Annotated in this window: 2 protein-coding genes; both read left to right on the top strand. The window is 71.8% G+C overall.

Annotation, left to right across the window (positions count from 1 at the left end):
• Nucleotides 1-2,408, top strand: a 2,408-nt coding sequence (locus tag ACFV9M_RS41580; protein WP_385079577.1) for a condensation domain-containing protein, incomplete at its 5' end; no start/stop codon positions are given.
• The coding region (locus ACFV9M_RS41575) for an amino acid adenylation domain-containing protein (protein ID WP_385079574.1) at nt 2,405-6,068 on the top strand (3,664 nt) is incomplete at its 3' end. The genes ACFV9M_RS41580 and ACFV9M_RS41575, both read left to right, overlap by 4 nt.

The raw sequence follows: 6,068 nt of genomic DNA, 5'->3' as shown, positions 1-6,068 counted from the left end.
GGTGGTCGTCGGGTCGGCGGATGGTCAATGCCTATGGTCCGACCGAGGTGACCGTGTGCGCGGCGATGAGTCTGCCCCTCACCCCGGGAGCCGGATCCGGGGGAAGCGTTCCGATCGGTCGTCCCCTGCGCAACGCGCGGACGTTCGTACTGGACGAGTTCCTTCAGCCGGTGCCGGTCGGTGTGGCAGGTGAGCTGTATGTGTCCGGCCCCGGTCTGGCACGCGGCTATGCGGGCCGCCCGGACCTGACCGCGGAGCGGTTCGTGGCCGTCCCCTTCGGCGACGGCGAGCGGATGTACCGCACCGGCGACCTGGTCCGCTGGACGGCGGACGGGCAGTTGGAGTTCGTGGGGCGTGCGGATGAGCAGGTGAAGATCCGCGGCTTCCGGATCGAGCTGGGCGAGGTGGAGGCCGCGTTGGAGGCTCACCCCGAGGTCGACCACGCCGTCGTGATGGTCCGGGACGGTCGGCTGGTGGGCTATGCCGTCGGCGACGAGGCGGAGGCCGACACTCTGCGGGTCTTCGCCTCCTCTCGGCTGCCGGAGTACATGGTTCCGGCGGTGGTGGTGGTGCTGGAGCGGATGCCGTTGACGGTGAACGGCAAGGTGGACCGGGCTGCGCTGCCGGCTCCGGAGTTCGGGGGTTCGGCGTCGGCCCGTCGGCCGGGTACGCCCGCCGAGGAGGCGTTCTGCGCGCTGTTCGCGGAGGTGCTGGGCCTGGAGCTGGTCGGGGTCGGGGACAGTTTCTTCGAGCTGGGCGGCGACTCGATCATGTCGATGCAGCTCGCCTCCCGCGCTCGTCGCTCCGGCTGGGTGGTGACCCCGCGCCAGATCTTCGAGGAGAAGACCCCGGAGCGGCTGGCGATGGTCGCGGCCGGCACGCAGGAGGCCTCCGCCCAGGCCGCGGACACGGGCGTGGGTGAGGTGCCGTGGACGCCGTTGATGCGGTCGATGGGTACGGATGCCCTGCGGCCCGGCTTCGCGCAGTGGACGGTGGTCGGTGCGCCCGCCGGGCTGGGTGTCGGTGTGCTCGAAGCGGGCGTGGAAGCGCTGGTGAAGGCGCACGGGATGTTGCGGGCCCGAGCCGGCAGCGATGGGGTGCTGGTCGTTCCGGAGGCGGGGGATGTCTCCGGGCTGGTGTCCCGGGTGGACGCCGTAGATGTCGCCGAGGACGGGTTGGACCGTGTCGCGGTGGAGGAGGCGCGGCGGGCAGTGGAGCGCCTGGATCCGGCCACCGGTGTGATGGTGCAGGTGGTGTGGCTGGACGCGGGGCCGGACCGGATCGGTCGGATCGTTCTGGCGGCGCATCACCTGGCGGTCGACGGAGTGTCGTGGCGCGTCCTGGTGCCCGACCTGCGGGCCGCGTGTGAGGCGGTGGCCGCGGGACGGGCTCCGGAGCCGGAGCCGGCGGGGACCTCGTTCCGCGCCTGGGCGGAGGGACTGCGGCAAGCGGCGCAGGGCCCGGCTCGGGTGCATGAGTTGGCCGCCTGGGTGGACATGGTGGCCGGCATGGGTACGGCCGGCGCCGGGGAACCGCTGGTCGGCCGTCGCCCGCTGGACCCGGCCGTCGATACGACGTCAACCCTGCGCCTGCTCTCCTGGACGGTCCCGGCGGAGGAAGCCGCGGTGCTCGTCGGCGAGACGCCACGGGTGTTCCACTGCGGACTGCACGAGCTGCTGCTCGCCACGCTGGCCGGTGCGGTCGGCGAGTGGGCCGGTGTGGGTGAATTCCTGGTGGAGGTCGAGGGGCACGGCCGTGAGCCGCTCTCGGAGGGCATGGACCTGTCGCGGACAGTGGGCTGGTTCACCGCCGCCTATCCCGTACGGCTGGACGCCTCCGGCGTCGACCTGGCCGAAGCCGTGGCCGGCGGCACGGCGGCAGGTGCGTTGGTCAAGCGGGTGAAGGAGCAGGTGCAGGCGGTGCCCGGCGATGGTCTGGGATATGGCCTGTTGCGTCACCTGAACCCGGCGACCGCTGAGGTGTTGGCGGGTCTGCCGGTTCCGCAGATCGGCTTCAACTACCTGGGCCGGTTCACGACCGCGGGTGCCGAGCCCGGTCGCCAGGTCGAGGCCTGGCAGACGGCCGGGGACGCCGCCGTCGGGGGAGCGGCCGATCCGGGGATGCCGGCTCTGCACGCGCTCGACGTGGGCGCGGTGGTCGCGGACACCGCGGACGGGCCCGAGCTGACGCTGACCCTGAGCTGGCCCGCAGCCCTGCTGGACGAGACCGACGCACAGGCGCTGGGCGGGGTCTGGCTCGGCCTGCTGTCCGGGCTCGCCGCCCACACCGCCGACCCGACGGCCGGCGGCCACACCCCGTCCGACTTCGCACTCCTCGATCTCGACCAGGACGAAGTCGACGACCTCGAAGCCATAGCTGCCGAACTCGACGAAGGACGGTTCCTGTGAAGCCCTCGACGCCGCCCGCCAAGGGCTCCGCCCTCGCGGAAGTGTGGCCGCTCTCGCCCCTCCAGCAGGGGATGCTCTTCCATTCCTCGTACGACGACGAGGGGCCGGACGTCTACGGACTCCAGTGCGTCCTCGGTGTGGACGGCCCCCTGGACACCGAGCTCTTCCGCGCATGCTGGGAGGCCCTGCTCGAACGCCACGCCGTCCTGCGCGCCAGCTTCCAACGGCGCAGGTCCGGCGAGGCGGTGCAGCTCATCTCGCGGAGCGTCTCGCTGCCCTGGCGCGACATCGACCTCTCGGACCTCGACGAGGACGAGGCCCTGGCCCGGTTCGAGCGGCTGGCCCGCGAAGAGCGGGAGGACAGGATGAACCCCGCCTCCCCGCCCTTGCTCAAGCTGGTGCTGGCCCGGCTCGGTACGGGACGCCACCGCCTCGTCGTGACGACTCATCACATCCTTTTGGACGGTTGGTCGATGCCGGTGCTCCTGGACGAGCTGGAGGCGGTGTACAAGGCGGGCGGTGACGTCCGGGTGCTGCCGCCGGTCACCTCCTACCGCGACTACCTGTCGTGGCTCGGCCGCCAGGACGGGGAGGCGGCGCGGGCCGCGTGGCGGGAGGAACTGGCGGGGACGGACGGGCCGACGCTGGTGGCACCCCAGGCGGCCGGCGGGGCCGAGGTCTCCGTGCTGCCGCGGGACCTCGTACGGGAGCTGCCCGCGGAGACCACCGCCCGGCTGAGAGAGCTGGCCCGCAGCCGGAACCTCACGGTGAACACGGTGGTGCAGGGCGCGTGGGCGCTGGTCCTGTCCCGCCTGACGGGACGCAACGACGTGGTGTTCGGCGCCACGGTCTCGGGGCGGCCGGCGGATCTGCCGGGCGCCGAGTCGATGGTCGGCCTGATGATCAACACACTGCCGGTGCGGGTGCCGCTGGCCGGCGGGCAGCCGGTGCTGGACATGCTCGCGGACCTTCAGGGACGGCAGTCGGCGCTGATGCCGCATCAGCATCTGGGACTGAGCGAGGTGCAGGGCCTGGCCGGCCCGGGGACGACGTTCGACACCCTCGTGGTCTATGAGAACTACCCGATCCCGCCGGACGGGGCGCCCGCGGCCGGCGCGATCTCCTTCACCCGGATGGATGCGCACGAGGCCACCAACTTCCCTCTGACCGTCGGCATCGTGCCCGACGACAGCCTCCGGATCGTGATGACGCATCAGCCGGACCTCTTCGACGAGGAGGCGGCGGCACGCGTCGCCGGATGGTTGATACGGGTGCTGCAACAGGTGGCCTACGACCCGACGCTTCGGGTGGCCGACATCGAGCTGTTGGACGAGTCCGAGCGAGCCATGGTCGTCGAGCTCTGGAATGACACGGCCCGGCCGACGGAGCCCGGCACGGTGCTGGAGCGGTTCCGGCGATGGGCCGTGGAGACGCCGCATGCGGTGGCGGTGCGGTCGGGTGACCGGGTGCTGTCGTATGCGGAGGTGGAGGCGCGTTCGGACGCGTTGGCGTGTGGGTTGGTGGGGCGGGGTGTGGGGCGTGAGTCGCGGGTGGGGCTGTGCCTGCCGCGCGGGGCGGAGATGGTCGTCGCCATGCTGGCGGTGTGGAAGGCCGGTGGGGCGTACGTTCCGCTGGATCCGGAGTATCCCTCCGACCGTCTGGTGTTCATGGTGGCCGATAGTGGCGCCGAGCTGGTGTTGGTGGTGGAGGAGACCGCGGGGAGCTTGTCCGCGGACGTCGAGACGGTTCTGCTCGGCGAGTTGGGGGGTGACGTGGAGGGTGAGCTGCCGTACGTCACCGCCGATCAACTGGCTTACGTGATCTACACCTCGGGGTCCACCGGTCGTCCGAAGGGTGTGGCGGTGGCGCACGCCTCGGTGGCGAATCTGGCGTCGGCGATGCGTCCGGTGCTGGGGGTCGAGGCGGGTGTGGCGGCGTTGCAGTTCGCGTCGTTCAGTTTCGACGCGGCGGTGCTGGATGTGGCGGTGACGTTGGCCGCTGGTGGGGCGTTGGCGGTCGCTTCGGCTGAGGAGCGTCAGGACGGTGTGGCGCTCGCCCGCATGGTCGAGGCGGCCGGTGTTGAGGTGGCGAGTGTGGTGCCGTCGCTGCTGGGGGTGCTGGAGCCGGAGTCGGTTCCGGGGGTTGGGAACTGGGTGCTGGGTGCGGAGCGGCTGGAGGCAGGGCTTGCGGCCAAGTGGCGTGCGGGCACCCGGGTGTGGAACACCTATGGGCCCACGGAAGCCACCGTCATCACCACGGCCGTACTGCTGGAGGAGGGCATCACCGGGGAGGACGCGCCGCCGGCGATCGGCCGTCCGCTGCCCAACGTCCGCACCTATGTGCTGGATGTCTTCCTGCGGCCTGTACCCGCGGGGGTGACAGGTGAGCTGTACATCGCGGGGGATGGTTTGGCTCGCGGCTACATCAACCGTCCCGACCTGACGGCGGAACGGTTCGTCGCATGCCCGTTCGGCGACGGCGACGGGCGGATGTACCGTACCGGCGACCTGGCCCGTTGGTCGGCGGACGGGCGGCTGGAGTTCGTGGGGCGTGCGGATGAGCAGGTGAAGATCCGTGGCTTCCGCGTGGAGCTGGGTGAGGTCGAGGCCGCTTTGGCCGCCCATCCAGGTGTGGGCCGGGTTGCGGTGGTGGTCCGGGACGGCCGTCTGATCGGCTACGTCGTCGGGGATGTGGACGGCGAGGACGTACGGGCTTTCGCCACGTCCCGTCTGCCGGAGTACATGGTCCCGTCGGCGGTCGTCGTCCTGGACGCCTTTCCGCTGACCGTCAACGGCAAGATCGACCGCGCCGCGCTGCCCGCCCCCGATCTCGCGTCTGTTGCCACCCGTGCGCCCGCGACCCCGGCGGAGGAGGTGCTGTGTGCGCTGTTCGCGGAGGTGTTGGGGCTGGAGGTGGTGGGGGTCGGGGACGGGTTCTTCGAGCTGGGCGGTGACTCGATCATGTCGATGCAGCTTGCCTCTCGGGCTCGTGCGGCCGGTTGGGTGGTGTCGCCACGGCAGGTGTTCGAGGAGAAGACGCCGGAGCGGTTGGCGTCGGTGGCGGTGGCGGTGTCCGGTGGTTCGGGGCCGGTCGTGGACACGGGTGCCGGCGAGGTGCCGCTGACGCCCGCGATGCGGTCGATGGGCGCGTACGCGCTGCGGCCCGGCTTCGCGCAGTGGACGGTGGTCGGTGCGCCCGCCGGGCTGGGTGTCGGTGTGCTCGAAGCGGGCGTGGAAGCGCTGGTGAAGGCGCACGGGATGTTGCGGGCCCGAGCCGGCAGCGATGGGGTGCTGGTCGTTCCGGAGGCGGGGGATGTCTCCGGGCTGGTGTCCCGGGTGGACGCCGTAGATGTCGCCGAGGACGGGTTGGACCGTGTCGCGGTGGAGGAGGCGCGGCGGGCAGTGGAGCGCCTGGATCCGGCCACCGGTGTGATGGTGCAGGTGGTGTGGCTGGACGCGGGGCCGGGCCGGATCGGTCGGATCGTTCTGGCGGCGCATCACCTGGCGGTCGACGGAGTGTCGTGGCGCGTCCTGGTGCCCGACCTGCGGGCCGCGTGTGAGGCGGTGGCCGCGGGACAGCGGCCGGTGCTCGACCCGGTGCCGACATCCTTCCGCGCCTGGGCGGAGGGACTGCGGCGGGCTTCGCAAGATCCGGCCCGGG

This window comes from Streptomyces sp. NPDC059895, from assembly GCF_042731035.1.
Classification (GTDB): domain Bacteria; phylum Actinomycetota; class Actinomycetes; order Streptomycetales; family Streptomycetaceae; genus Streptomyces.
This window is presented reverse-complemented; position numbering and strand designations above follow the sequence as displayed.